This is a genomic window from Pandoraea morbifera, assembly GCF_902459575.1.
Taxonomy (GTDB): Bacteria; Pseudomonadota; Gammaproteobacteria; order Burkholderiales; family Burkholderiaceae; genus Pandoraea; species Pandoraea morbifera.
On sequence record NZ_CABPSD010000001.1, the window covers coordinates 136,485 to 162,448 of the forward strand.

A 25,964-nucleotide genomic window follows, 5' to 3' on the forward strand; every position below is an offset into this window, starting at 1 on the left:
CCCGATAGCCTAAGGTCGCCGTTCGAACCGAAGTCGCGGCGACCGGCGTCAAGAACCCAAGCCCCACGCAGGAACGCAATGACCGAACGTCCGACTTCCCCTCCGGAACCACAGCCGGTTTCCGGCACCGTCACCCGTAGCGCAATCTTTCTCGTGGCCACCGTGCGCGACGATCCGGCCGCCCATGCGGACGTGCGCGGCTGGTGCGCCGATGTCGGCGCCTATGTCCGCGCCGTCGGCAAGCGCGTGCCGTCCGGCAACCTCTCGTGTGTCGTCGGCTTCAGCGACAACGCCTGGGGGCGTCTGTTCGGCGATCCGCGTCCGGCCGAGCTCCATCCGTTTCGAGAGTTTGGCGCCGGTAAGCGCCACGCGCCGGCCACGCCCGGCGACCTGCTGCTGCACATCCGTGCAGAGCAGATGGATCTGTGCTTCGAACTCGCCACGCTCTTGCTGAACAAGCTGGGCGATGCCGTCACGGTGGTCGACGAGGTGCACGGTTTCCGCTATTTCGACATGCGCGCCATGATTGGCTTCGTCGACGGCACGGAGAACCCGGAGGGTCAGGAGGCGCTCGAGTTCACGGTGATGGGCGACGAAGATCCCGAATTCGCGGGCGGCAGCTATGTACTGGTGCAGAAGTATCTGCACGACATGGCGGGCTGGAACGCGCTGCCGGTCGAGGCACAGGAACGCATCATCGGCCGCACCAAGCTCAGCGACGTGGAGCTCGACGACGGGGTCAAGCCAAGCTGGTCGCACAGCGCGCTCACCACGCTGGAAGAAGACGGCAAGGAAATCAAGATCCTGCGCGACAACATGCCGTTCGGTCGTCCCGGATCCGCTGAGTTCGGCACGTATTTCATCGGTTACGCGCGCTCGCCCCGGCCCATCGAACAGATGCTGGAAAACATGTTCGTGGGCCGTCCGCCGGGTAACTACGACCGATTGCTCGACTTCAGCAACGCCGTGACCGGTGGCCTGTTCTTCGTCCCCTCGGTGCCGATGCTCGAAGCGCTTGCCGAGCGCGAGGCGCCGCTGGCGGAAGCCGGATCGGAATCCATCCGCCCCCTCATCGACACGCCGTCGACGTCCACCCGCGTGGTCGACGTGACGGTGTCGTCTCTCTCGTCACCGAGCCCCGCGCCGTCGGACGGCTCATTGCAAATCGGATCGCTTAAAGGAGTGTCTCAGGCATGAATAACCTGCATCGCGAACTGGCCCCCATTTCGAGCGCCGCATGGGCGCAGATCGAAGAAGAGGTGGCACGCACGTTCAAGCGTACCGTCGCCGGCCGTCGTGTCGTCGACGTCAAGGGCCCCGGTGGCCTGTCGCTCGCCGGCGTGGGCACCGGCCATCAGACGGCCATCGACGCGCCGCTCGACGGCGTGGGCGCGCGTCAGCGAGAAGTGATGCCGCTCGTGGCACTGCGAGTGCCGTTCGAACTCTCGCGCGAAGCGATCGACGACGTCGAGCGCGGCGCGAACGACTCGGATTGGCAACCGGCCAAGGACGCCGCCATCAAGCTGGCATATGCCGAGGATCGCGCGATTTTCGACGGCTATCCGGCCGCCCGAATCACGGGCGTGCGCGAAGGCACGTCGAACCCGGTGCTGCCGCTGCCGGACAATATCGCGGACTATCCGACGGTGATCGCCAAGGCGCTCGAGCAACTGCGTCTGGAAGGCGTGGACGGCCCGTACAGCGTGCTGCTCGGCGCGGACGCCTACACGGCCGTGGCCGAAGCCAACGATCAGGGGTACCCGATTCTGGAACACATCGGCCATATCGTGAGCGGCGAGATCATCTGGGCGCCGGCCATCGATGGCGGCTGCATTGTCTCCACGCGCGGCGGCGACTATGAAATGCACATCGGTCAGGACGTGTCGATCGGCTACCTGGACCACACGGCCACGACGGTTCGTCTGTACCTCGAAGAGACGTTCACGTTCCTGATGCTCACCGCCGAGGCCGGCGTGTCGGTCGGTCCGGCCAAGCCGGTCGGCGTGAAGAAGACGAAGTAAGCTCGATAGTTTACTGAAAGGAAAAGAAAAATGGCCGGGGCGAAGATCGCTCCCGGCCATTTTTCATTGGCCCGGTGATCGGGCTCGTGAGGCTCAGTTGGCTGCCGGTGCGGCACCTGGTGCCGGCGCGTCGGCGGGCATCGGCTTCTCGATGATGACCCGACGATTGTCGCGGGCGATGACCTTCATCGGCAGTCCCAGCGTCTCGAGGACGGTGAACTTCTCCGGATCGACCAGCGCGAGCGCCTTTGGCGCCGCCATCCAGACCTCGGCAAACTTGTTGAGCGTCGGAATCCAGCTGTCCGGCGCCTGCGAGATGCCGAATTCGAGTTCGTCCTGCACGGCCACCATGATCATCGTGTGGCGCAGGTAGTACGGCATGGTGTGGTCGAGCGTGCCCACCGAATAGAACGGCGTGTCCGGCCCGAGTCGCTTCATTTCCGCGCGCACGGCGGGTACGAGGTCGATGCCCGAGCTGCCGCGCCCGAACGCCTCGTGACCCGTTCCTCCGATCATCGTGAACGCCAGCCACGTGCCCGCGAAGGCGATCAACGCCTGCTTGGCACTACGGGAGCTAAGCCAGCGCGTGATGCCCAAACCGATCAGACCGACGAAGCTCGCCGCGTAAAGGTAATAGGAGAACTGGCGATAGGCTTCGACCGGGTTGCGGTTGTCCGAATGATGCGACAGGAAAACCAGGCAAGTCACGATCGTTGCGACAAACAGCACCGCGGACACGATCAGATGCTTGCGAAGCGATTCCCGCGACATGCCGGCAAGCCCCAGTCCGAACAGCAGGGCAATGGACGGCGCTATCGGCAGCACGTACGAGATGAGCTTCGAGTGCGAGACCGAGAAGAAGCAGAAGATGAAGACGGTCCACACGGTGATCATCAACACCGGTCGGAAGCCATTGGCCTGACGCGGCACCGCGCGGGAAGCCGTGATCGTGCGCGGAATCATCGACAGCCAGGGCAGGAAACCGACGATCAGCACCGGAACGAAGTACCAGAGCGCACCCGGACGATGGTGATCGGGCTTGAGGAAGCGGTTGAAGTGCTCGTTGATGAAGAAGAAGTCGAAGAACGACGGATTGCGAGCCATTACCGCGGCGAACCACGGCACCGTGACGGCCAGCATGACGATCAGGCCGCTCGCAATGTGCAGCCGCTTCCACAACGCCCAGTCGCGTGAAATCAACGTGTAGATCACCAGCACCGCCCCGGGCAACACCACGCCGATCAACCCCTTGCTCAGGATCGACAGCCCCATGGCGAACCAGCACAGCCACATCCAGTTGCGGGTTTGCGTGTCGGTCAGCCCAGGCCGCTGGGCAAGCAGCAGCGAACACAGCACGAGCGCCATCATGAACGACAGGCCCATGTCCAGCACGTTGAAGTGGCCGAGCAGGGCCCACAGCGGGGCGCTGGCGAGCGTGAGTGCGGCGAAGAAGCCCGCGCGTGCGCCGAAGATGCGACGGCCGGTGTAGCCCACGAGCAGCACGCCGCCGAAGCCGGTCAGCGCCGTCCACAGGCGGGCCTGCCAGTCGCCGAGGCCGAAGATCATGAACGTGAGTGCGTTCATCCAGGTCTGCAGCGGCGGCTTCTCGAAATACAGGTAGCCGTTGTAACGCGGTGTGACCCAGTCGCCCGTAGCGAGCATTTCGCGCGCCATCTCGGCATAGCGACCTTCGTCGCTGGGGATCAGGTGGCGCAGGTTCAGCACACCGAACCAGACCAACGCGAACACGGCAAGCAGCCAGAGCAGGGCGGTGGGGGATATCGGCCAGGGTTCCAACCCGGCGTCACGTTGAGAACGTATGGACATGAATACGAGGCTTCCGGTCTTGATGAATGGGGTACGGCAGTTTAACGGTGTCTTGCAGCAATCAACGACTTGGAGGTTGCGAAACATCCGGATTGGGCAGGGTCACGCGAACGTGAAGGCCGCGTGGCGGTGTCGGGCTCGCGTCTTTCAACTGTACGTGACCGCCGAGGCGGTCGACGATCGCGCGCACGATGGCCAGGCCCAGGCCCGTGCCTTCGCCCCCATGCTCGCGCGATTCACGCTGGTCGGTCGCCCGGTAAAACGCGTCGAAGACGCGCTCGCGCTTGTCGGCGTCGATGCCGGGCCCTGAGTCGATCACGTCGATGACGACGTCGGGGCCGCTGGATGACAACCGAACCGACACGGTGCCGCCCGCCGGGGTATAACGCACGGCATTGCTTACGAGATTACCCAGCAGCGTCACGATGTCGCGTTTGATGCCCACGACGCGCAGGTTCGGCCGCCCCGGCACGCCGAGCGTCGGGCCGACGAGATTCAATGCGATTTGCTTGCGGTCAGCCAGCACGAACACGTCCTCGAGGGCTTCGTGAACGGCCGGCAGCAGCGCGAGCGGTGCGGCCGGCGCCGTCGACGCGCTTTGGGCGCGGGCGAGCGTCAGCAGTTGCTCGAGCAGGGTGCGGGTGCGCTGCAAGCCGCTCTTGAGCTTTGTCAGGCGGTTGCGGGTCTCGGCGTCGATGCTCGTTGGCGCGAGCGCACGGTCGAGGTTCTCCGACTGGATGACCAGCGCCGTGATCGGCGAGCGCAGTTCGTGCGCGGCGTCCGCCACGAAACGGCGCTGCTCGTCGAGCGCCTTGGCCAGGCGCGACAACAGCCGATTGATGGACACGACGAAGGGCTCGATTTCGGTCGGGGCGCCTTGCGTGGCGAGCGCTCGCAGGTCGGTGTCCCGCCGGGTGTCGACCTCGGCCGCGAGCCGTTGCACGGGGCGCCACGCACGGCGCACCGTCCAAACGATGGCCAGAATCAGCAGCGGCACGAAGACGATGAAGGGCAAGGCCGTGCGCAGGCCGCTGTTACGGGCGATTTCGTTGCGGCCCTCCGTCGGTTGCGCGACGACGATCCGCAGGTCGGGTTCGACGGTGCGCACGAAGGCGCGCCACATGTGCCCGCCGGTGTTGACGGTGTGAAAGCCGTCGGCCAGCGTGGCCGGAAAAGTGCCGCCGAGCCGTTGCACCGTCAGACGGTAATCGTGATCCTGAATCGGCAGTCCGTGCACGGCGTGATCGGCGGCCGAGAGGTTGCGGGTGTCGACCAGTGCAGCGAGTTGCAGCAGTTGATCGTCCTGGAAGCGGTAGGCCTCGCGGTAGGCGGCTCCGTACGAGACAAAGCCCGCGACGATGGCCAGCACCAGCGCGCACGCCGAGAGCGTGACCACCAGACGCGACTGCAGCGAGCGCATCATGCCTTGGGCACCAGCCAGCCCGCGCCGCGGATGTTGCGGATCACGTCCGATCCCAGCTTCTTGCGAATCGAATGGATGAGAAAGTCGATCATGTTGCTCTCGATCTCCTCGCCCCAGCCATACAGACGGTGCTCGAGCGCGTCGCGCGACAGAATGGTGCCGGGGCGAAGCATGAGCGCATGCAGCAGCGCGTATTCCTTTGCCGAGAGCACGCAACTGATGTCGCCGTATGTGGCCTGATGGGTGGCGGGGTCGAGGGCAAGGGCGCCGTTGGTCAACACCGGCACCGCGACCCCGGCCTGGCGCCGGATCACGGCGCGCATGCGTGCGAGGAGTTCGCCGACTTCGAACGGCTTCACGACGAAGTCGTCGGCCCCGAGATCGAGGCCCTGAATGATATCTTCCGCACCGTCGCGCGCCGTCACCACGATGATCGGCGTGCGTCCGCCCGCGCCGCGATGCGCGCGCAGGACTTCCCAGCCGTCACGCCCCGGCAGACCCAGGTCGAGCAGCATGAGGTCGTAAGTGTGCGCAGCGAGTGCGGCCAGCGCGGCATCGCCGTCGCGGCACCAATCGGCCGCGTACGAGGCGTCCTTGAGCGCCTGCATCATGGCCTCGCCGATCATGGTGTCGTCTTCTACGAGCAAAATCCGCATGGTTTTCCGAACGCTCCACCGCGTGGCCCCAGTGGCGCACGCGCAATCCCTCCCGCCTCGCGCGACGGTACGGGCGCACGATAGCGCGCGAAACTTAGGAGAAACTTAGTTTTCGTCAGCGTGCGCTTGCGCGACTATGCCATAAAAATGTACTTTTAAACAATGACTTAGCAAGGATATTTCATGTGGAGGCGTAGCCTCGCCGGGGCTGCGGTTGGCTGGTGAACCGCTCGACCGGGGCTCAATGACGCCAGTGGTCAGTGAATAGGCGGTGAATGAACGGTGAACGGGCGGCATGGGATGTCCCGAAGCGATCGTCCACGGGAGAGGCAGGAAAGTCGAACGGCCGGTAATGACCGGCCCTTCGACTCCGGGGGGGAGTTGCGGTGCGCGAGGGCACCGTGCAGCGCGTTTGTCGCTTATTGCGCGCGCAGCGTCCTTGCGGCCGCCACCATGTTTTGCAGGGCCGGGACCACCTCGGACCATTGGCGCGTTTTCAGCCCGCAGTCCGGATTGACCCAGAGTCGCGTGGCGGGAATGCGCCCGGCCGCCTTCCTCATGAGCGCCACGATGTGCGCCTGGGTCGGAATGTTCGGCGAGTGAATGTCGTACACGCCCGGCCCGATCTCGTTCGGGTACTGGAAAGCGTCGAAAGCGTCGAGCAACTCCATGTCCGAGCGCGACGTTTCGATGGTGATCACGTCGGCGTCCATCTCGGCGATGGCCGCGATGATGTCGTTGAACTCCGAATAGCACATGTGAGTGTGGATCTGCGTGTCGTCACGCACGCCGTTGGCGGTGATGCGGAACGATTCCACTGCCCAGTCCAGGTACCCCTGCCACTGGGCGCGCCGCAGCGGCAGGCCTTCGCGCAGGGCGGCTTCATCGATCTGGATCACGCGCACGCCGGCGCGTTCGAGATCGAGCACCTCCTCGCGAATCGCCAGTGCAAGCTGGAAGCACGAGACCGACCGAGGCTGGTCGTCGCGCACGAACGACCAGTTCAGAATCGTGACGGGGCCGGTCAGCATGCCCTTCATCGGTTTGTCGGTGAGCGACTGGGCGTAGCGGATCCACTCCACGGTCATCGCCCTGGGACGGCGAATGTCACCGAACATGATGGGTGGTTTCACGCAGCGGGAACCGTACGATTGCACCCAGCCGAACTGGCTGAACGCGTAGCCCTCCAGTTGCTCCCCGAAGTACTCCACCATGTCGTTGCGCTCCGCTTCGCCGTGCACGAGCACGTCCAGCCCCAGTGCTTCCTGCTCGTGCACGCTGCGCGCGATCTCGGCCTGCATCGCCGCGACGTAGCCGGCCTGATCCAGTTCGCCCGCCTTGAAGCGGCTGCGGGCGGTACGGATTTCCGGTGTTTGCGGAAACGAACCGATGGTTGTGGTCGGGTAGAGCGGCAACTGCAGCCTGGCCGCCTGCTTGGGGGCGCGCTCGGCATACGGCGTCTGGCGGCGTCCCAGCGACGCGTCGATCTTCGCCACGGCCGCCTTCACCTCCGGGTTGTGCACGCGCGGCGAAGCTCGGCGGCTTGCAATGGCTGCCGCGTTGGCGGCAAGTTCGGCGGCCACCGCGTCGCGCCCTGTATTGATGGCGCGCGCGAGCACGTCGACTTCGGCGAGCTTCTGCCGGGCGAATGCCAGCCACGATTTGATGTTCGCGTCGAGCTTCGCCTCGCTGTCAAGGTCGACGGGCACGTGCAGCAGTGAGCAAGACGGTGCAATCCAGAGGCGCTCGCCCAACCGGCTCGCGAGCGGTTCGATCCAGTCGAGCGTGGCCGCCAGGTCCGCCTTCCAGATGTTGCGGCCGTTGACTACGCCCAGCGATACGATGCTGTGTGCGGGCAACGCGGCGATAACCTTCTCGACTTCGCCGCGCGCATTCACGGCATCCAGATGCAGCCCATCGATGGGCAGGCGGCAGACGAGCGGCAGATTGTCCTGAAGCTCACCGAAGTACGTGGCCAGCAGGCGCTTGATGGGTACGGCGGCGAGCGCGGCATACGTCGTCTCGAACGCCTTGCGCCATTCGGGGCTCAGTTCGGTGACGAGAATCGGTTCGTCGATCTGAACCCACTCCACGCCCTGCGCGGCCAATGTTTCGAGCAGCGCGGCGTAGACCGGGAGCAGTCGCGGCAGCAGGGCCAGCTTGTCGCTGTCGTCTTTGGCCTTGCCGAGCCACAGATACGTGACCGGGCCGATGATCACTGGCTTCGCCTTCATGCCGGCGGCGCGGGCTTCGGCAACTTGCTCGACGAGTCGCGACGCGTCAAGCGAAAAGGTCGTGGCGGCGGTGAATTCCGGCACGATGTAGTGATAATTCGTATCGAACCACTTGGTCATTTCGCCGGCGGCCACCCCACCACAGCAGTGCGCGTGGGCATCCGTGCCCAGGGCGGAACGTCCGCGCGCCACGCGGAAATAGTTGTCCAGGGCATCGCCATGAAAGCCCTGCACGCGCTCTGGCAAGTTGCCCAGCGTGACGCTCATGTCGAGCACCTGATCGTAGAAGGCAAAGTCCCCAACCGGCACGAGGTCGAGCGCCGTCTGGTCCTGCCAGTGGCGCAGGCGCAGCGACGCACCCAACGCCTTGAGTTCGTCGCGTGACGACTGGCCCTTCCAATACGCCTCCAGACCAAACTTCAGTTCCCGTTTCGCGCCGATGCGCGGATATCCCAGATTGTGTGTCTTTGCCATGTGCTCTCTTGACCGTTGTCGCCAGTGGAATGAATACGTGCCGACGATCATAGAGACTTCGATTCATGAATGAAAATGGCCTTATTTTGGATTAACTTAAATTTAATTCATGTTTGTCGGGGCGCCGGTGACGAGAGCCTTTGGGCGACGTGGCGCAGGTGATCGATGAGCGAGCGTGCCGCCGCATTGGGTGCCGGGTCGTGCAACACGCCCACGGTGGGGGCGACATGCGCGAAGCGCAGCCCGAAATCGTGTAGCGCGGCGCGCAGCGGCGATCGCGCAACGCCCAACGTCGAGGCCAGAAACAGGCACGGCATGGCTTGCGCGATGCTGGCATTGGTCATGAGCGACACGGATTCCATGACCACGTTCGGCATCGGCAAGCCTTGATGGGCGAATTCGGTGTCGATGGCGCGTCGCATCGGGGTGCCCGGCGGCGGCACGATCCAGGGATAGCGGGCGGCGTCGGCCCAGCTCGGCGACACGCTGGCGGCAAGGGGATGATGTTTCGCGCCGTAGACACGGACTTCGTCGTCATAGAGGGGAACAACGCCGAAACCAGCGTTCATGGCCGTCTCGTCGAGGCGGCACACGAGAAGATCGATCTCATGCCAGCGTGCGCGCGGCAGCAGCCGATCGAGTGTCTCTTCGAACAGATTGACCCGCAAGGCCGGGCCGGTGTGAGCGATCCGGGCGAGCGTCTGCGGCATCAGCACGCTGGCCATGCCCGGCAGAATCCCCACGTTGACCGGTTGTGCCAGGCCGTCGCGCAATGCCTCCAGGGCGGGGGCGACGCCTGCGAGATCCGTCAGCATGCGCTCCGCGCGCTCGAGCAGCGCATCGCCATAGGCGGTCGGGGTCACGCGCCGCGTGGTGCGCTCGAACAACGCCACGCCGAGCGCCTGTTCGATTTCGCGCAACCATTTGGAGAGCGCGGGTTGGGTAATGGCGGCGGCTTCGGCGGTGCGTGCGAAGCTGCGTGTTCGTCCCAGCCAGCGAAGTGTCTCCAGATCACGAATTCGCAGTTTGCGCAGCACGGACGGGATCCGGTGGGCGACGCGCGATGCGTCGGCGGTCAGGTCGGAGGGCGTGTCGATCATAGGGGGAGAAGCACGGGGAGGAGGGCAGGGGCGCCAGTCATTGATGTGATTTTGGTAATGAATGTACCGCGACTTTTCATTGGTGTGTGACGAGTCTGGTCAAATAATGAGACTCCCATCCGGTAGCCCGCGCGGCACACGACGCGGGCGCCACTCAGGAGCGAGACACATGACCCTCAGGAAGTCCCCATCCACGCCCGGCGAGTCCGGAGATTCGTCCGACGAAGCGTCCGTCAATGCCGCGCCGGGCATGGCGCCATCTCTTGACGCACTCTCCGGCAGTCGCCCATCGCGGCGTCATTTTCTGAAGCAGGCCGGTGCGGCGGTCGCCTCGGCAGGGTTGGCGTCGCCCGTGCTCTCGGCGACCCAATCCGCGCCCGACGGAACGCGCCCGGCGCGTGGGGCGCACGACGACGGTTACGTCATGCCGCAGTCGGCCCCGTCCGTGGCGCCCAAGGGCTACAACATCCTGTTCATCCTCACGGATCAGGAGCGCCACTTCGACAAATGGCCATTCCCGGTGCCCGGGCGCGAGCGTTTGCGCCGCGAGGGGGTGACGTTCGTGAATCATCAGATCGCGGCGTGTGTCTGCTCGCCGTCGCGCTCTACGGTGTACACGGGGCAGCACATCCAGCACACGCGCGTGTTCGACAATTGCGGCATACCGTGGCAACCGGACATGTCGACCGACATCCGCACGATCGGGCACATGATGCGCGACGTGGGTTACCACGCCGCCTATCTCGGCAAATGGCACCTGAGCGGCAAGCTGCACCACAATCACACGCCGTACGACACGCCGACGCAGGAATACCACGACCTGATCAAGGCCTACGGCTTCGACGATTACTTCGGCGTGGGCGATCTGATCGGACGTGTGCGCGGTGGCTACACCTACGATGGGCTGACGACGTCGTCGGCTGTATCGTGGCTGCGCGGGCGTGGCGCTCAGCTGGCCGGTGAGTCGAAACCGTGGTTCATGGCGGTCAATCTGGTCAATCCGCACGACGCCATGTTCCTGAACACCGATCCGGTCGGCGTGAATGCACAGAACGACAGCCATCCCACGCTCGGCAACGCGCGTCCCCCGAAAGACCGCCTCTACGAAACGCACTGGAACGTGCCGCTCGCCTCCACCCGCAAGCAGGCCTACGATGCGCCGGGACGACCGGCGGCACATGGCGTCTACAACGCGTCCGAGGGCGTGCTCGTCGGCGACTATCCGCTCGACGATGCGCGCTTGCAGGTCTATCAGGACTATTACTTCAACTGCATTCGTGATTGCGACACGCACGTGGTGACGCTGCTCGACACGTTGCGGGAACTGGGGCTCGACAGGAACACCATCGTCGTGATGAGCGCGGACCACGGCGACCACGTGGGCGCGCACAAGCTCGTGGGCAAGGGGCCGACGACGTATCGCGAGCAAAACCACGTGCCGCTCGTGATTCGTCATCCCGCCTATCCGGGCGGCAAGCAATGCGCGGCCCTCAGCTCGCATGTGGACATCACCCCGACGCTGCTGGGCCTGACCGGCCTCGACGCGGCCGGTATTGCGCGCGTCGCGGGTGACGCCGTCAGAGGGCACGATCTCACGCCGCTGCTGCGGCGCCCAGAGCGGCATGCAGTGGATGCCGTTCGTGCGGATGCCTTGTTCAACTACGCCATGCTGTTGTTCTATGACAGCGAATGGGTGGCGCAGGAGTATGCGACCTTGCGCACGAAGGGCATGCCCATCGAGGAAATTCATCGTCGCGTGATTGCCCGGCAGCCCGACTTCCGGCATCGCGGCATGATTCGCAGCGTGTTCGACGGGCGTTACCGGTTCTCGCGCTACTTCTCTCCGACGCAGTTCAACCGACCGACATCGCTCGAGACGCTTTTCGCGAACAATGACGTTGAACTCTACGATCTTCATGCCGACCCGACAGAGTCGAACAATCTCGCGCTCGACCCGCGCGGACACGGCGCGTTGCTCATGGCGATGAACGCCCGGCTCAACGACCGGCTCGACGCTGAAGTGGGGGAGGACCGCCCGAACATCCTGCCCATTCGCGACGGCCGCGTGCACTTCACGTTCGAGTCGGCGGCAGGCTGACGCCTGCGCAAGATCGCGGACACGCCGGACATTGGCCGAATGCGCGGCATCGGTGGTACGCTCGTGCGACTTCGCGCGCGGCGTTCGATGCCGCGCGCGCGATGATCCACCGTTTTCGCCAACGTCATGAAAAAAAGAGACTTTCTGGCCGGCGCCGTGGCGCTCGGTGCCTCGGTACCCGCGCTGGCCAAGCCGGGCCGTGAATCCGCCCAGTCCGGCGCGTTCGCCTCGACGCCCCTCGTCACGATCAGCGGGGCCATCGCCCACCGTAATCGGGGCCCGGTCGATCCCGCGCTGGACCAGCTGTTTCACAAGCAACTCGTGAAATTCGACGGCGCGTTCGCGTTCGACTTCGGGATGCTCTCGCGTCTGCCCGCGCAGACGATTCGACCGACACTCGAGTACGATGCGAAGCCGCACACGCTGCGTGGCCCGCGCCTGACCGATGTGCTCTCAGTGGTGGGCGTGCCCGGTCATCCATTGACGCAGGTGCTTTTGCGCGCCATCGATGGTTACGTGGTGGCGAGCACGCTGGAGCAACTGGCCGAGTATCGGTTCCTGCTGGCGACGCATCTGGACGACAAGCCGCTGGCGCTTGGCGGTCTCGGTCCGCTCTGGGCGGTCTACGAGCCCGCAGCCATCCCCGCGCTCGCGGACAAGCCGCTCAAGGAGCGGTTCGCCTTGTGTCCCTGGGGCATTTACCACATCCAGATCAACGCCGTGTCCTGACCGGGCCGATCGCATCGGCGTCAACGGGCCGTGGCGCGCTCCAAGGCGGCTTTGCCAGCAGCGACATTGGTGGCATTGGCGGTGCCTGCCGCCGCCGCTTTCGACGAGGGGGCGACCGGCACGGCAAGCGTGGGCGGGTCGATGGGCTGGTAAGGTCCCGGGCGCCCACGGAGTTTGATCGGGTCGAGGGCGTTCACGTCTTCATGAAGGATCCGGCGAATCTCCAGAATCGCCTGTGGCGTTTCCTGCACGCTGTGACCGGCCACGATCACCCGCTCGGACTGCGCGCCCGCGAGATGTGCGCTGTTGTATGGCACCACGCCATCCGTCGATTCGTTCAATGGTCCCTTGGCGGAGCGGCGCGCGATGATCGAGTGGTACTGGACCTTGGGGGAAATCTGGAGTCCCGCCGCCGCAACCACATACGGATCGGTGTCGCGCAACTGGTCGACGCTGTTTGGCACGTAGCGAGTCTTTCCTTCCGATGGGTCGTCTTCCGATCCGGTGGCGAAGTGCAGCACGTCATCGATGCCCGAGAGCAGTGTGACGGGTAACTTGATGAGGTTGGATATCCAGCGACCCAGCCGGTTGCGCGCGAACGGTGTGCCGCGATGCGGCGACGCGATGAAGATCGCGCGCTCGAACTGCGGCACCGGCCCGAAGTGGAACAGCGGATCGAGCCGGTTGCGCGCCCGATCGACCTGGTCCTCGTCCAGGTGGTAATCGTCCTGGAAGACCGACCACAGTTCGTCGTCCGCGCTCGAGACCATCAGCCGGGCGATCACGCCTCCCATGCTGTGCCCGATGATGACGGCGTCGTGCGAGGCCGCGGACAATCCATCCGGATCGAAGTGCCTCAGCGTGGTCTCGAAGGCGTTGCGAATCGCCATCGCATTCACCAGAATCGGCGAATTCGTCGGGTAGTACACCTGCCAGATCTGGAAATGCTCCCGCAACGTGGCGTCGCCCTGGATCTCGTTGGCCAGGTTCACCCATGCCTCGGGGCTGCTCGCCAGGCCGTGCAGCATGAGAATCACGCGGCGCCCCGGATCGAAGGGCTGCATCAGATAGATATGAGGGCGATCGATGCCGCGGTCGCGCCCGAACAGCGTGCGCAGCGACTGTTCCGCGAAGCCCGAGCGTGCCAGCCAGAGACCGTACCCGGCCGTGAAATTGCCCGCCAGAGGCACCGTCTGGTGGTTGATTTCGACGGACGATTCGCGATATGGGTCGTAGACGACCAATGTGGCAACGTGCGTGGTGAGTACGTCCTCGAGTGTTGTGCCGTCGAAGCGCAGCAGCAGCGTAAGCGACGGCGACGGCATTTCGCTGTAGACCTGCCCGGCCTTCGGGTCGATGGCGCGCCGGAAATCGCGCGATGCCTCTCGCTCGCGGGCGTTGCGCGCTCCCCGGCTGCGGTCGTCCTCGCGCGTCGAGTACACATTGTCGTTGTCGGGGCCGGTGGATGCGTCGCCGCGCGGCGCCGGCGTGCGGGTCGTCGACGACAGGGCTTCGGCTGCCGATTTGTCGTCGAGCACCGCGACGAGCTCGGCGCCGAAGCCGTCGCGTCGGTACGGGCTGCGTAGTCCGGCGAACGACAGCGTGGAAGCTGGCAGGACCTCTCGCGGGTCGATGCGCCGGCCATCGAAGTTGACACTGCTGGCGTCGACCGGTAGCGTCCACCCCGAAATGGTGCCGTTGCCGGTCGTCTTCGCGCGGCGGAACAGCGCCACGGCGAAGGACTGCACGGCGTAGTTGTAATAGTCCCGGACCTGTGTCTGCCGATCCTCGAAGGCCCGCTCGCTCGACGGCCGGTCGCTGTAGAAGAGATAAGCGTAGGCGTAGCGCGCGGAGCGCAGCCAGAGATCGAACTGAGCGTCGTTCCAGGGCTTGTCGCCCGTCGGCGTTTGCGTAATGGCGAGTTGCATCGACATTTCGGCCATCGCCGCCAGGCGCCGGTCGATGTCGATTTCCTTCGCGCGACCCAGCGCGTCGATGCAGTCGAGCGACGATCTGGCACAGACCGTATCGTCCAGACCCGCGACGCGGATCGTTTCATCCGTCGAGGTGCTGAGCTTGCCGGTGGAGAGAATGTCGCCGCGCTTCATGGCGATGTACTGCTCCGGTCCCAGCGAGCGGACTTCCACCATTGCGCAGCCGGCCATTGCCGTGAGCCAGACGGCCGCGCCAAACAGGGCGATGCGTCGCCGGAACGTGCCGACGGGGAAGCGGGCTCGGCCGGCCACACGGGGCGACGTCATGGCATCACCTTCGGGTCGTCGCCGGGCACCCCTTCACGGATCCGAGTCGAGAAATCGGGCGCGTCGTCGGCCGCCAGCGCCCGGGCGACGACGTTGCCGCGTTCGGCCAGCTGCGAATAAGTGAAACCCGGCGTGAGGCCGCCCTGATCGTAGGCGTACTCGGCGAAGTAGCCCGAGAGCAGCAGGCGATAGTCCAGTGGCAGCCCCGGCGCGATGATGCGTGCCAGTTCGAAGACAATGGTCGTGCAATTGCTGGTGAGGGTGTTGTACCACTTCGCGTGATGGCGAAGATCGCGCGCGCGCTCGAGGTAGCCGAGAAAGACCTTGCGCAATTGCCCGGGCGGAATGTTCAGGCGGTACAGATAGACGGTCTCGCCGCGAACGTTGCTTCGTACGCGCAGGATGTCGCGCTCGTCGGCGGCGACCAGCGTCGCTTCGAAATCCTTGAAGAAGCCTCCGATCGCGGAGAACTTCTGCCCCTGCTTCTTGCGGATCTCGATGGAGAACACCACGCGCTGGCCGTCCGAGAATCCGAACGATACCAGCGTGTGCGCGATGGCCGGGCCCATCCAGTAGGAGAGCACGAGATCGGCGCTCTCGAGTTTGTCGAGATCGTACTCGCGCGTCTCCCAGCGCGGGGTGAAGTCGGTTTCGGTGCGCCAGGCGAAGTTGCGCACATTTTGCAGGGTCACGTGCGAGCCGTCCTGCCGCGGATCGAGCAACCGGGCAACGTCGGCCGCCCAATCGCGATCGTTGGATGGCCGAATCGTCTGCCACCATCCGACGAGCAGGATCATCGCGACGAGGAACGCGAGCGGCCATCCCTTGAGCGGCACGCCCGCGCTTACGCGCAGCAATGCCACTCCGGCGGCCACGCCGAGCGCCACCCACAATGCGATCAGGAAGTCACGCGCCGGCGCCGGGCCGGGGAAACGATAGGCGAGCGCCATGGCGCCCCACGCGCATGCCCCCAGCACGATCAGCGCGAGAAACGCGCGCAGCACGTAGACGTACCACGCAATAGGACCGGCGAGCGCATCGCCGGCGTGAGATTGCAATTGCACCATTTTCGCGGAAGTCCGGCGACGCCGGGCAGTCATGCCAAGCGCAGAAGAATACCAGCAGAACGCGTCGGGAACGCGTCAGGGTACCGTGCGTGCCGGTGTCGACAAATCGGCCTCAAACCGCCGGACGACTCGACGTGCGCCGTGGCGCGAGGCGTTTGGCGATGCGGCCGAACGCACGCAGTTGCTGGGCGATCACGCCGGTGCCGTATCGGCGCGAGCGGCCCTGTGGCGCGGGCAACTGGTCGCGAATGCCGGTCGGCTCGACCTTGCGTTCCCAGGATGCCGTGCGAAACAGCATGTCCCACCAGGGAAACAGCACGCCGAAATTGCAGCCGTAGCGGGTGCCTTCGTGCCCATAGCCGATAGCGTGGTGGCGACGGTGGAACGTCGGGCTCACGATCAGGCGCTCGAGCACCGGACCGTACGGTAGCCGGGCGTTGACGTGCTGCACGCTCTGCAGAAAGTTGCCGACCGCGACGAGCACGACGTACTGCCCCGGCTGCACGCCGATGAACAGGGCGATTGCGGCGAAGAAGGCGGCTTGCAGGATATCGTCGAGGAAATGATTGCGATCGTCTGACCACAACGACATCTGCTGCTGGCTGTGGTGCACCGCGTGCAATTCCCACCATACGCCAAACCGATGCTGCCAGCGGTGATACCAATAGCCGGCGAAGTCGAGCACCGTCAGGTACATCAGGAACGACACGAGGGGCTGATCGGTCACCCCGGGATACAGGCCGTCAAGATCGATACTGGCCAGGCCGTGCATCACCATGAGGCTTTGAAGCGCGTCGAATGCGGGCCGGAGCACCATGAAGAAGGCCAGATTCAGGATGCCGAGCTTCGCAATCCACGTGTAGATCACGTCCGCGCGCACCTGGCGGCGGTCCGCCCAGCGTTCGACGGGGCGAAGCATCTCGAGCGGGCGCAGCAGCACGTACGTCAGACCGATCTGCAGCACACCGATCAGCACCCAATAAAGGGCGTCGTAGATATCGTCGTCGTAACCCATCAGGTTGAAGTGGAACAGCAGCGGCTGCACCACGTCCACGTAGACGAGCGTCTGGACGGCGGAAATGCCGTTATCGACGAAATTGATCGCTTCCTGAATCATCTGGCAGTCTCGTCAGTCCGGATTCGGCGAGAGGACGGGCGCGCGGTCGGCGAAAAAGATGCCGTGTGGCGACCGGTTCACGGCAATGCGGTCGACCAGCTGGCGCGTCGTCAGGTCGATCACGCCGACATGGCGTGCGAACCGGAACGTCACCCAAAGATACCGCTTGTCCGCGGACAATTCCATATCGTCGGGGCCCGGCATCAGGCCGGTGATGTCGGCGACCTTGGTGAGCGATTCGTAATCGAGGATGCTGATGGTGCTCTCGACGCGGTTGCTCACGGCAATGTGACGGCCATCGGACAGCGAGCGGAAGTTGTGCGCGCCGCGCCCCGTCTGGATGCGCTTGATGACCTTTTGGGCGCGCCAGTCGACCACAGCCACATCGTCCTCGCCGGTCATGCCCACGAGCAGGTACTTGTCGCCGGGCGTCATCCACAGGCCGGCGGGCGTCTTGCCGACCGGCATGCGCCATTTCACCGTCTGGGTGGCCAGATCGATGGCTGCCAGTTCGCCCGAGTCCTGCAGCGTGACGAACACCGTTTTGCTGTCGGACGTGAAAGTCATGTGGCTGGGTGTCTTGGCCAGCGGAATGCGCTTGACGACGGACACGTTCTCGCCGTCGTAGCGATACACGTCGACCCGGTCCAGGCGCAGCGCGGCTGTCACGAACCACTTCCGATCGGGCGAGAAGCCCAGTTGATAGGGATCGTCGATGTCCGCGACCTGACGCTGCAGCTTGCCGGTATCCGGGTCGAGGAACATCAGGCTGTTCGATACCGAATTCGCGACGATCAGCGAGCGCTTGTCGGGCGTGATCATCAGGTGATGCGGCTCCTTGCCGGTGGGCATCGTGCCGACGACCTTGTGCGAGGCCTGGTCGATCAGCGACAACTGGGCGGCACCGGAGTCGAGCACGATGACGGTGCCGGCGTGGGCGGGCAGAAGCGGAAGGGCGCCGGCGGCGAGGGCGCAGAGCGCTCCGAGTTTGCGAGCGCGGCAGGTCAGCCGGGAAAGCTTGAAGCGCTTGGAGAAAAACACCATGAATGCCTAGGGTGGGGCGAAAGACGGAGACGTGCGCCGGTAAGCGACACGCCGATTCTCACGTTAAACGCGCCATGGCACCCGTTCGTTGACAGGAAAATGGGACGAAATTGCGTCGATCCGCGAGTCGTTGCCGACGGTGCCGGCCTCCGCAAGCGCATCTTCGCGTCGGCGGGCACCCGCTCCGGGGCGGTCGGCGCTGGTCAGGGGGCTGATGGAGCACTTTCGACGGCGGCACCGTCCCACTCGACCAGCAGCGCCAGTGCTTCCCGCGTCCAGTCGAGCCAACCCTGTTCGTAGCGGATGCCCAGGTGGAGGATGTGCCGTTGCAGCGCCGCCTCCCGGGATGGTGTCCGGCCAGGGGGGAAGTCGCGGGCTTCGATGGCCCGATAGGCCGCCAGTTTCTGGGCATGAATGGCGGCGCGGCGTTGTAGTTCGGGTTGCAGCCCGAGCGGTCCGACCACGGCATCCGCACGCAACCGGACCATGAGATCGTCGCGCAGGTCCGATGGCGCGGTATCTGTAGCGGCCCAGGCAAGCAGTTCGTCGCGCCCGGCGTCGAGCACCCGGTACACCCGCTTGCGCGTGCGTCCGCCGTCCGGCGCAGCCATCGAATCGATCCATCCGGCCGCCTCCATGCGCGCCAGTTCCCGGTAGATCTGCTGGTGCGTGGCGTGCCAGAAGAAGCCAATCGATTTGTCGAATCGGCGGGCGAGGTCATACCCCGAGGAGGACTTCTCCAGCAACGAGGTCATCAGGGCATGGGCAAGCGGCATGTGCGGCAGTGTAGAGACTCCACCATGACTATGCAACCCGTTGCATAGTTGAAAATGGCCGCTTAGAATCGGCATCAAACTATGCAACCGGTTGCATACCATCGACACGTGACCTCGATGCGCCCCATGCTTGCCGGCATCTGCCCCCGAAACCCCACGGCGTTCGCCGGACGACGAGAGAGATAACGATGAGCGGCTATCCCCACCTGATGCAGCCCCTGGACCTGGGTTTCACGACGTTGCGCAACCGGGTACTGATGGGTTCGATGCACGTCGGACTGGAAGAAGCGCGCGACGGCTTCGCCCGGATGGCCGAGTTCTATGCCGAGCGGGCGCGCGGTGGCGTCGCATTGATGGTGACGGGCGGTATTGCGCCGAACGACGCCGGGCGCCCGTACGCAGGCGGGGCCAAGCTCAGTACGGAGGAAGAGGCTGCAAGGCATCGTGTGGTGACCGACGCGGTACACGCGGCCGGCGGCAAGATCGCCATGCAGATCCTGCACTTCGGGCGCTACGCCTACCATCCCGATCTCGTGGCGCCTAGCGCACTTCAGGCGCCTATCACGCCGGCCAAGCCTCGCGAGCTTTCGGCGCAGGACGTCGAGTCGACCATCGACGACTTCGTGAACTGCGCCGCGCTCGCACAGCAAGCCGGTTACGACGGCGTGGAGATCATGGGCTCCGAGGGGTATCTCATCAACGAATTCATCGCGGCGCGTACCAACCATCGCACCGACGCCTGGGGCGGCTGCTACGAGAACCGCATGCGTTTCCCGGTGGAGATCGTGCGCCGGGTGCGCGAGAAGGTGGGCCGCGAGTTCATCATCATCTACCGGTTGTCGATGCTGGATCTGGTCGAGGGAGGTTCGACCTTCGATGAAGTGGTGCAACTGGCGCGCGCGGTCGAAGCCGCCGGCGCGACGTTGATCAATACCGGCATCGGCTGGCACGAAGCCCGCATTCCGACAATCGCGACGAGCGTCCCACGCGCGGCGTTTGCCTGGGTCACCGGCAAGCTCAAGGGGCACGTCCGCATTCCGCTCATCACGACCAACCGTATCAACACGCCGGAGGTGGGCGAGCGCCTTCTTGCCGAGGGGCAGGCCGACATGGTGTCGATGGCGCGGCCGCTACTCGCCGATCCGGAGTTCGTGAACAAGGCGGCGGCCGGTCGCGCGCAGGCGATCAACACTTGCATCGGCTGCAATCAGGCATGCCTCGATCACACCTTCAGCGGCAAAATCACCTCGTGCCTGGTCAATCCGCGGGCCTGTCACGAAACGTTGCTGCGCATCGAGCCTACCCCTCGCGTACGCCGGGTCGCCGTGATTGGCGCGGGGCCGGCCGGTCTGGCCGCGGCAACCGTGGCGGCGCGCCGAGGGCATGACGTCACCCTGATCGAAGCAGACTCGGAGATCGGTGGCCAGTTCAACATGGCCAAACGCATTCCGGGGAAGGAAGAGTTTCACGAGACGCTGCGTTACTTTCGCCACGAGCTCGACGCCACCGGCGTCAAGCGCCAACTCAATACTCGCGCGAGCGTCGCATCGCTGCTCGACGGCGGCTACGACGACATCGTGCTGGCCACGGGCGTCGTGCCACGCACGCCGGCCATCGACGGCGTCGACCATCCCAAGGTGCTCAGCTATATCGATGTCCTGCGTGGCGGCGCGACCGTAGGCAAGACCGTCGCCGTGATCGGTGCCGGAGGCATCGGCTTCGACGTGGCGGAATATCTCACCCAGTCGGGCGAGAGCGCGACCCTGGCGCCCGAAAAATTCTACGCAGAGTGGGGGATCGATCCGGCGTATGCCCACGCGGGTGGTCTGCGACCGCCTGTGCCGGAGGCGTCGCCGCGCAAGGTTTACCTGATGCAGCGCAAGACATCGAAGGTTGGCGACGGGTTGGGCAAGACCACCGGATGGATTCATCGCACGTCGCTCAAGCATCGGGGCGTCGAGATGATTCCAGGGGTGACCTATCGCCGCATCGACGACGAAGGACTGCATGTCACCATCGACGACAACCCGCATGTAATACCCGTTGATAACGTAGTTTTGTGCACGGGCCAGGAGCCGTTGCGCGAATTGGCGGATGGCCTCCGTTCGGCAGGCGTGCGCGTGCACGTCATTGGTGGCGCGGACGTTGCGGCGGAGCTCGACGCGAAACGTGCGATCAAGCAGGGAACGGAGCTCGCGATCGACCTGTAACTTTAGGGAGCCACGCGGGCGGCGGCAAATCGTTGTGCGACAATTACGCATCGTCGCGTTCGCCTTCAAGCGGCGTGTTTGCGACGTCAAAGCGTCATTGCCGTGTGCCGGGCATGGGCGCAGATCGCTGCCGCACGGGGTCGTCCGTTGCGGTCCCCGTGGGAATCCGTACCGTGTGGCCGACGGTGTCGTCGTCAATGAACCGCACGTTACTTTCCGCCGCTTCGCTCACCGGCCGCCTGCGACTGCAGAACCTGGCCGTTGTAGCGGTTGTCGCCATCCTCTGTATCGGCCTGTTTGCGATGGCATGGGGCACGTTTCAGCGAGCCGGGGATGCTCGGGCGGCCCTCGACGCGTTGCGTGCCACACTGCTTGCCATGGAGAAGGCGTCCGCCGAGCGCGGCCCGGCCAACGCGGTACTCGGTGCCGATCTTCCGCTTCCCAACGAATCCGTCGCGGCGCTGCACAGCGCCCGCGAGGTGACCAACGCACGCTTGCAGGCCTTGCTCTCGGCGCTCTCGGCCAGCCGCTGCGAACAGTGCGGCCCCAGCCTGCGCGCGGTCGAGCGGGCCCGGCTGGATCTCGCCGCCGCCAGCGCCAACGTCGACTTGCTGGCGCAGCGTCCGCGCGAGATGCGCAGCGATGCCGCCGTGCGGGACGCGGTCGATCGCATGGTCCGGGTCATTGCCGACTTCACACCCGTGGCCTCGTCGCGGATCAACGTGGTCTCGCGCGGCGCGCCCGATGCGCTGCATTTTCTCGTGCTCGCGCGACTGGCAGCCGATCTGCGCGAGTACGCCGGGCAACTCGGCTCGCATTTCACCGCCACACTCACGACGGGGCAGTCTCTCAACGATACCGATCAACGGGCCATCGAGCGAACGCTCGGCAGGATCGAGCAACTACGTGACATGATCGCATCGCGCATGACGGACACGGCGGTGCTGAGTCCCCAGACGCTCGATGCGCTGAACGCCCAGTACTTTGGGTCTGGTCTGCGTTATGTCGCCGCCGTGCGAGCCCTTGCCGGTCAGCCGCATCCGAAGGCGCCCACGACGGCCGAATTCGCGCACTCTTACGTACCGACGATGCGCGCCATCACCGATTTTCGCGACAACATGCTGTCGATCGCTCGCCGCAAGGTCGACGAGCAGTACGCATCCGCATTGCGACGACTGATCTGCACGGTGCTCGCCGAAGTCACACTGGTACTGGTGGTCGCTCTGGTGCTGCGCAATTTCCGTCGTGGCGTGGTGCAGCCCTTCGAGGCCGCGGGGCGGTTCGTCGATGCACTGGCCCAGGGCAATCTCGACGTCGCGGTACCGGACGAGCGCTTGCCGATGCGTCGTCCGCAGGTGCGTGCGGTGTTCGATGCGCTAAGGGTGCTGCGTCTGAACGCCGTCGAACTGGCGCAACTGCGCCGCGAGCGAGCCCGTCTGCTGGGTGAGCTGGAAATGAGCGCGGACACCGATCCGCTGACGCATCTGATGAACTGGCGGGCGTTCGAGCGTCAGGCGCAGGCGCTGTGCGCGACGAACGCGCCGGGGCGCGTGGCGCTGATCAAGTTCGACATCGACCACTTCACGAATCTCAACGCGACGTACGGCCATGCGCTTGGCGACGACGTGCTGCGTCGTGTCGGTGCCGTGTGCCTGAATACCTGTCAGCCCGGCGATGTCGTTGCCCGGCTTGGGGCGGACGCCTTCGTCATTCTCGCGCGGGTGCTCGACGAATCCCGCGCGCGCCAGTTCGCGGAATTGTTGCGCGGGCGCATCGAGGCGACCACGCTGACCTTGCCTGACGGGGATGGACTACCGCTGTCGGCCAGCTTCGGTATTGCGATGGCCGATCCGGTGGCGTTCGATGCCGAAGGTCGGGCGCTCGGTATGCCGACAAACGTGTCGGCTTTGCTGAGCCAGGCCGAACGTCAACTGCATGCCGCGCGTCAGGCGCGGCGGCACGCACTCGATTGAGCGGCATTTTCGACGTATCAAGCCGCGCCCGGGGAGATGGCCGGGCCCCCTGGCCGGGGACCTGACCTCTTGCCTCTTACCCCTTAGCCGTTCTTACCGCTTCTTGCCCCTTATCGCTCACGCCCATTGCGGCGTGGCTGTTCCCAGTGCCAGGGCAGGCAGGGCCCAGTCGACGGGGGTGCCCTCGATCGACATGGGCGTGGCCACGCGACGCACGGGTCCCCACGACGTATCCTCGATCCGCGACGACAGGTCGTGCGTCGTTTCCGGGGCGAGCGGCGCAGGCGCGACGGGCGGCGTCCGATGGGCGACGAGCAGTCTTGCCGTTCTCGCGAGCGAGGCGCGCACGGTGGCGCCCTGACCTTGGGCCTGACGGCGCTTCAACGCGTGGACGGCTGCCGCGGCCATCAGATAGCCGGTTGCGTAGTCGATGCCCTGGCCGGGCAGCGGCACCGGTCGTTCGGCACCTGCCGCTCGCATGCCGGCGTCGGCGATTCCCGCGCTCATCTGTAGCAGGCTGTCGAATCCGCGCCGCGCCTGCCAGGGACCATTCCAGCCATAGGCGTCAAGCGAGATGTCAATGAGTCCAGGATTGAGTTCGCGGCGTCGTGCGTTGCCGAGCCCGAGGCGTTCGAGCGCGTCGGGGCGGTAGCCGTGCACGACGATATCGGCCTCGCGCAGCAGCGCTTCGAGCGCCGCGCGGCCAGCATCGCATTTCAGATCGAGGCGCGCGCAACGCTTGCCCAGCACGACTTCGGGCACCGTGCCGGGTTCGTTCCACCCCGGGGGATCGATGCGCAGCACCTGCGCGCCGAAGCCCGCCAGAAACCGTGTTGCCGTGGGGCCCGCGAGAATGCGGGTGAGATCGAGCACGCGAATGCCGCTCAGCGGCCGTTCGCGCATCGGTTGCCAGTCGCGGCCGCGCGCCTGGACGCCGGCATCGAACGTCTCCCAGTGGAGCAGGGGTTCTCCCGCAACCGCCATGCCTTGCGGGTGCGCGTCCCACTGCGCCATCGAGCGCATGACTGCGGCGCATCCACCTTCGGCGATGACGGCCGCTTCGAGCGCGTCGGCCTGCCAGGTCGCGACCCGTTGCGTCACCGCCTCTCGCTCGGCCGGCACGCCGAGCACCTTCAGGGCCGCGTCCCGATGGTGCGGGGCGTTGGTATGCAGGCGAATCCAGCCGTCGGCCGTGCGGTAGTCGCCCGCGATCGGATCCCAAATCGGGGGCGACGACCAGCCTTGGGCGCGCAACGATGTCTGGAACCAGAACGATGCCAGCCGCCGGTCCACATTGACCGCCGGCAGCGACGACGCACCACCGAGTCCAAAATCTGCCGCCGGTCCAGCGCACAGACCGGCGACGGCAAGCGTCGCGTTGGCGATCGCCGCGGTGGCGAAATCGGTGTAGGGAAATACGCAGGGAAGCGCACCTTGACCGCTTAGCGTCAGCTCGGGTGGCGTCGCAGTGCCAGAAGCGTCGAGCGCGCACCGCATTTCGTGCAGGTAAGGTTTGACGAAGCCGGAGTCCTCGGCAAGGGCAACGGCGCGACCGGAAACGGCGAGAGACATGGGGGAATCCTCGATGAATTCGTTGGGGGGCATCGCAATGCGTCGCGATACAAGACTGCCGGCGAATGGAAGCTTATGCCGATGGATTTTATTGTCAATATTGATTAGATTAATCAATCTGTTGGTTTCACCTTCCCCAAACGTCCACCGCGCCTCATGAACTACTTCACCGCCGCACAGGCCGCCGAGCATCTTGGCGTGTCCCTCCAGACCCTTTATGCCTACGTAAGCCGTGGACTGCTTCACGCCGAGCCTGGTAAAACGCACCGCGAGCGCCGATATCGTGTCGCCGATGTAGAGCGTCTGGCGGCGCAACGTACCCGTGGTCGCAAGCCCAGGGAGGTCGTCAAGGCAGCGTTGGACTGGGGAATGCCGGTGCTCGAGTCGTCCATTACGTTGATCGAGGACGGGCGGTGCTACTACCGTGGGCGCGACGCCCTGACGATGGCGGAATCGACCTCGGTCGAGGCCACGGCGGCGTGGCTGTGGCAATGCGACGAGGCAACGGCCTTTGCCTCCGTGGATGATCGTAAATGCGGCCCGGACGATTGGCCTGCGCTGCTGCTCGAACGATATCGCGGACAACGCGCCGAAGCGGCGTTGCTGCCGGCGTTTACCGTGACGAGCGACGATGCCGCCACGGCTATCTGGCAACGCGACGCGACGCGCGTGTCGCAGGGAAGCGCCGCACTGCTGCGGCTGATGACGGCCTGCCTGCTAGGCACCGCGCCGAGCGACGCCCCCATTCACGAGCAATGCGCGCACGCGTGGGGCGTTCGCGATGCGTCGGGGGCGGATCTGATTCGCATGGCGCTGGTGCTGTGTGCCGATCACGAGTTGAACGCGTCGAGCTTTACGGCGCGTTGCGTGGCATCGACGGGCGCCAGCCTGCGCGCGGCGGTCGTCGCCGGTCTGTCGGCGCTGACCGGGGGGCGTCACGGCGGCACCACCGCGCGCAACGAGGCGATGTGGGATGAGGTGGGCGAGACGCACGTTGCCGCGCGCCTGCGAGAGCGGCTCGCGCGTGGTGAGAAGCTGCCTGGCTTCGGGCATCACCTTTATCCAGCCGGTGATGTTCGCGCGAGCGCGATGCTTGCGCGGGTGCTGCCGTCGCACCCGACATGGCAGACCATGATCGAAGCGGCCGACACGTTGGTCGGGCAGCGCCCGTCGCTCGATTTCGCGCTGGTGGCGGTGCGGCGTCACCTCGGGCTGCCGGTGGGCTCGGCGTTCGGCCTGTTCGCGCTGGGCCGCACCATTGGCTGGATCGCCCATGCGCTCGAGCAACGAGAAAGCACCCGCTTGATTCGCCCGCGCGCGGCGTACGTGGGCGTAAGACCCGCGCCGATCTCCCGCGTGTGACGCGATAAGGCCTCGGGTAT

General features: G+C 65.3%; 18 protein-coding genes. 7 read left to right on the plus strand and 11 right to left on the minus strand.

All coding sequences use genetic code 11. The annotated features are described in order from the left end of the window. Window positions 1–78: 78 nt before the first annotated feature. Both PMO31116_RS00530 and PMO31116_RS00535 read left to right on the plus strand, forming a co-directional pair. Window positions 79–1,197 (plus strand): Dyp-type peroxidase, encoded by a 1,119-nt coding sequence (locus tag PMO31116_RS00530; protein ID WP_150564984.1) that lies wholly within the window; start codon window positions 79–81, stop codon window positions 1,195–1,197. After that, a complete protein-coding gene (locus PMO31116_RS00535) occupies window positions 1,194–2,021 on the plus strand; it encodes a family 1 encapsulin nanocompartment shell protein (RefSeq protein ID WP_150564985.1) in 828 nt (275 codons plus the stop codon). Before PMO31116_RS00530 ends, PMO31116_RS00535 begins: the two co-directional genes overlap by 4 nt. A gap of 93 nt (window positions 2,022–2,114) precedes the next feature. Here the strand turns inward: PMO31116_RS00535 and PMO31116_RS00540 are convergent, their stop codons facing one another. The 5 genes from PMO31116_RS00540 to PMO31116_RS00560 form a co-directional block, all read right to left on the minus strand. Further along, a complete protein-coding gene (locus PMO31116_RS00540; RefSeq protein WP_150564986.1) occupies window positions 2,115–3,848 on the minus strand; it encodes a glycosyltransferase family 39 protein in 1,734 nt (577 codons plus the stop codon). A 61-nt stretch (window positions 3,849–3,909) separates the two neighbouring features. Further along, window positions 3,910–5,271, minus strand: a complete 1,362-nt coding sequence (locus tag PMO31116_RS00545) for a sensor histidine kinase (protein WP_150564987.1) — start codon at window positions 5,269–5,271, stop codon at window positions 3,910–3,912. After that, window positions 5,268–5,927, minus strand: a complete 660-nt coding sequence (locus PMO31116_RS00550; RefSeq protein ID WP_150564988.1) for a response regulator transcription factor — start codon at window positions 5,925–5,927, stop codon at window positions 5,268–5,270. Before PMO31116_RS00550 ends, PMO31116_RS00545 begins: the two co-directional genes overlap by 4 nt. A gap of 419 nt (window positions 5,928–6,346) precedes the next feature. Continuing rightward, window positions 6,347–8,635 (minus strand): 5-methyltetrahydropteroyltriglutamate--homocysteine S-methyltransferase, encoded by a 2,289-nt coding sequence (metE, locus tag PMO31116_RS00555; protein ID WP_150564989.1) that lies wholly within the window; start codon window positions 8,633–8,635, stop codon window positions 6,347–6,349. Between the two features lie 107 nt (window positions 8,636–8,742). Continuing rightward, window positions 8,743–9,735, minus strand: coding sequence for a LysR family transcriptional regulator (locus PMO31116_RS00560; RefSeq protein WP_150564990.1), 993 nt, complete (start codon window positions 9,733–9,735; stop codon window positions 8,743–8,745). Window positions 9,736–9,904: 169 nt separating this feature from the next. Between PMO31116_RS00560 and PMO31116_RS00565 the strand changes: the two genes are divergently transcribed. Both PMO31116_RS00565 and PMO31116_RS00570 read left to right on the plus strand, forming a co-directional pair. Next, window positions 9,905–11,833, plus strand: coding sequence for a sulfatase family protein (locus PMO31116_RS00565; protein ID WP_246185086.1), 1,929 nt, complete (start codon window positions 9,905–9,907; stop codon window positions 11,831–11,833). A 126-nt stretch (window positions 11,834–11,959) separates the two neighbouring features. Further along, complete coding sequence (locus PMO31116_RS00570; protein WP_150564991.1) at window positions 11,960–12,562, plus strand: putative pterin-binding protein; 603 nt, start codon at window positions 11,960–11,962, stop codon at window positions 12,560–12,562. Window positions 12,563–12,582: 20 nt separating this feature from the next. Here the strand turns inward: PMO31116_RS00570 and PMO31116_RS00575 are convergent, their stop codons facing one another. The 5 genes from PMO31116_RS00575 to PMO31116_RS00595 all read right to left on the minus strand — a co-directional run bounded on the left by PMO31116_RS00575 (window position 12,583) and on the right by PMO31116_RS00595 (window position 18,827). Further along, the gene (locus PMO31116_RS00575) at window positions 12,583–14,823 is read right to left on the minus strand and encodes a lipase family alpha/beta hydrolase (RefSeq protein WP_217424707.1); all 2,241 of its coding nucleotides are present in this window, start codon (window positions 14,821–14,823) and stop codon (window positions 12,583–12,585) included. After that, a complete protein-coding gene (locus tag PMO31116_RS00580) occupies window positions 14,820–15,890 on the minus strand; it encodes an Lnb N-terminal periplasmic domain-containing protein (RefSeq protein WP_150564992.1) in 1,071 nt (356 codons plus the stop codon). Before PMO31116_RS00580 ends, PMO31116_RS00575 begins: the two co-directional genes overlap by 4 nt. A gap of 112 nt (window positions 15,891–16,002) precedes the next feature. Beyond that, complete coding sequence (locus tag PMO31116_RS00585; protein ID WP_150564993.1) at window positions 16,003–17,007, minus strand: sterol desaturase family protein; 1,005 nt, start codon at window positions 17,005–17,007, stop codon at window positions 16,003–16,005. Between the two features lie 12 nt (window positions 17,008–17,019). Continuing rightward, a complete protein-coding gene (locus PMO31116_RS00590; RefSeq protein WP_150564994.1) occupies window positions 17,020–18,051 on the minus strand; it encodes a YncE family protein in 1,032 nt (343 codons plus the stop codon). A 203-nt stretch (window positions 18,052–18,254) separates the two neighbouring features. Beyond that, window positions 18,255–18,827 (minus strand): PadR family transcriptional regulator, encoded by a 573-nt coding sequence (locus PMO31116_RS00595; protein WP_150564995.1) that lies wholly within the window; start codon window positions 18,825–18,827, stop codon window positions 18,255–18,257. A 188-nt stretch (window positions 18,828–19,015) separates the two neighbouring features. On the opposite strand from PMO31116_RS00595, the gene PMO31116_RS00600 reads away from it, so the two are divergent. Beyond that, a complete protein-coding gene (locus PMO31116_RS00600; protein ID WP_150564996.1) occupies window positions 19,016–21,037 on the plus strand; it encodes an NADPH-dependent 2,4-dienoyl-CoA reductase in 2,022 nt (673 codons plus the stop codon). Between the two features lie 197 nt (window positions 21,038–21,234). After that, window positions 21,235–23,010, plus strand: a complete 1,776-nt coding sequence (locus PMO31116_RS00605; protein ID WP_174970677.1) for a GGDEF domain-containing protein — start codon at window positions 21,235–21,237, stop codon at window positions 23,008–23,010. Between the two features lie 117 nt (window positions 23,011–23,127). Here PMO31116_RS00605 and PMO31116_RS00610 read toward each other — a convergent pair whose 3' ends face one another. Beyond that, complete coding sequence (locus PMO31116_RS00610) at window positions 23,128–24,507, minus strand: CoA transferase (RefSeq protein WP_150565471.1); 1,380 nt, start codon at window positions 24,505–24,507, stop codon at window positions 23,128–23,130. 231 nt (window positions 24,508–24,738) lie between these two features. On the opposite strand from PMO31116_RS00610, the gene PMO31116_RS00615 reads away from it, so the two are divergent. Beyond that, window positions 24,739–25,944, plus strand: coding sequence for a citrate synthase family protein (locus tag PMO31116_RS00615; protein ID WP_150564998.1), 1,206 nt, complete (start codon window positions 24,739–24,741; stop codon window positions 25,942–25,944). Window positions 25,945–25,964: the final 20 nt, after the last annotated feature.

Coding starts and splice junctions, on each gene's coding strand:
- PMO31116_RS00530 (WP_150564984.1), top strand. CDS start 79: ATGACCGAACGTCCGACTTCCCCTCCGGAACCACAGCCGGTTTCCGGC.
- PMO31116_RS00535 (WP_150564985.1), top strand. CDS start 1,194: ATGAATAACCTGCATCGCGAACTGGCCCCCATTTCGAGCGCCGCATGG.
- PMO31116_RS00540 (WP_150564986.1), bottom strand. CDS start 3,848: ATGTCCATACGTTCTCAACGTGACGCCGGGTTGGAACCCTGGCCGATA.
- PMO31116_RS00545 (WP_150564987.1), bottom strand. CDS start 5,271: ATGATGCGCTCGCTGCAGTCGCGTCTGGTGGTCACGCTCTCGGCGTGC.
- PMO31116_RS00550 (WP_150564988.1), bottom strand. CDS start 5,927: ATGCGGATTTTGCTCGTAGAAGACGACACCATGATCGGCGAGGCCATG.
- metE (WP_150564989.1), bottom strand. CDS start 8,635: ATGGCAAAGACACACAATCTGGGATATCCGCGCATCGGCGCGAAACGG.
- PMO31116_RS00560 (WP_150564990.1), bottom strand. CDS start 9,735: ATGATCGACACGCCCTCCGACCTGACCGCCGACGCATCGCGCGTCGCC.
- PMO31116_RS00565 (WP_246185086.1), top strand. CDS start 9,905: ATGACCCTCAGGAAGTCCCCATCCACGCCCGGCGAGTCCGGAGATTCG.
- PMO31116_RS00570 (WP_150564991.1), top strand. CDS start 11,960: ATGAAAAAAAGAGACTTTCTGGCCGGCGCCGTGGCGCTCGGTGCCTCG.
- PMO31116_RS00575 (WP_217424707.1), bottom strand. CDS start 14,823: ATGACGTCGCCCCGTGTGGCCGGCCGAGCCCGCTTCCCCGTCGGCACG.
- PMO31116_RS00580 (WP_150564992.1), bottom strand. CDS start 15,890: ATGGTGCAATTGCAATCTCACGCCGGCGATGCGCTCGCCGGTCCTATT.
- PMO31116_RS00585 (WP_150564993.1), bottom strand. CDS start 17,007: ATGATTCAGGAAGCGATCAATTTCGTCGATAACGGCATTTCCGCCGTC.
- PMO31116_RS00590 (WP_150564994.1), bottom strand. CDS start 18,051: ATGGTGTTTTTCTCCAAGCGCTTCAAGCTTTCCCGGCTGACCTGCCGC.
- PMO31116_RS00595 (WP_150564995.1), bottom strand. CDS start 18,827: ATGCCGCTTGCCCATGCCCTGATGACCTCGTTGCTGGAGAAGTCCTCC.
- PMO31116_RS00600 (WP_150564996.1), top strand. CDS start 19,016: ATGAGCGGCTATCCCCACCTGATGCAGCCCCTGGACCTGGGTTTCACG.
- PMO31116_RS00605 (WP_174970677.1), top strand. CDS start 21,235: ATGAACCGCACGTTACTTTCCGCCGCTTCGCTCACCGGCCGCCTGCGA.
- PMO31116_RS00610 (WP_150565471.1), bottom strand. CDS start 24,507: ATGCGGTGCGCGCTCGACGCTTCTGGCACTGCGACGCCACCCGAGCTG.
- PMO31116_RS00615 (WP_150564998.1), top strand. CDS start 24,739: ATGAACTACTTCACCGCCGCACAGGCCGCCGAGCATCTTGGCGTGTCC.